The 482-nt window shown below is 53.1% G+C and carries 5 tRNA genes; all 5 read left to right on the top strand.

From position 1 onward, the window contains the following. Positions 1-36: 36 nt before the first annotated feature. The 5 genes from GXK56_RS27535 (at position 37) to GXK56_RS27555 (ending at position 482) form a co-directional block, all read left to right on the top strand. Positions 37-113: transfer RNA gene (locus GXK56_RS27535), tRNA-Met, on the top strand. Between the two features lie 6 nt (positions 114-119). After that, positions 120-208: transfer RNA gene (locus GXK56_RS27540), tRNA-Leu, on the top strand. 19 nt (positions 209-227) lie between these two features. Beyond that, positions 228-303 (top strand) — tRNA-Met (locus GXK56_RS27545). A 7-nt stretch (positions 304-310) separates the two neighbouring features. Continuing rightward, positions 311-387, top strand: a tRNA-Met gene (locus GXK56_RS27550). Between the two features lie 6 nt (positions 388-393). Continuing rightward, positions 394-482, top strand: a tRNA-Leu gene (locus GXK56_RS27555).

Consider the following 482-nt stretch of genomic DNA (forward strand, 5'->3'; position numbering starts at 1 on the left):
CGTAGGTTCAAGTCCTGCCCCCGCAACCATTAATATGGCGGAATAGCTCAGCTGGCTAGAGCACTCGGTTCATACCCGAGGTGTCGTAGGTTCAAGTCCTATTTCCGCTACCAATATGTGCCGAAGTGGCGGAACTGGCAGACGCACAGGACTTAAAATCCTGCGGTGGTTAAACACCGTACCGGTTCGATTCCGGTCTTCGGCACCATATATATGAAAAATAATATCGCGGGGTGGAGCAGTTGGTAGCTCGTCGGGCTCATAACCCGAAGGCCGTAGGTTCAAGTCCTGCCCCCGCAACCATTAATATGGCGGAATAGCTCAGCTGGCTAGAGCACTCGGTTCATACCCGAGGTGTCGTAGGTTCAAGTCCTATTTCCGCTACCAATATGTGCCGAAGTGGCGGAACTGGCAGACGCACAGGACTTAAAATCCTGCGGTGGTTAAACACCGTACCGGTTCGATTCCGGTCTTCGGCACCA

Origin of the sequence: Clostridium sp. C2-6-12, assembly GCF_009928485.1 — a bacterium.
In the GTDB taxonomy this organism is placed as follows: domain Bacteria; phylum Bacillota; class Clostridia; order Clostridiales; family Clostridiaceae; genus Clostridium.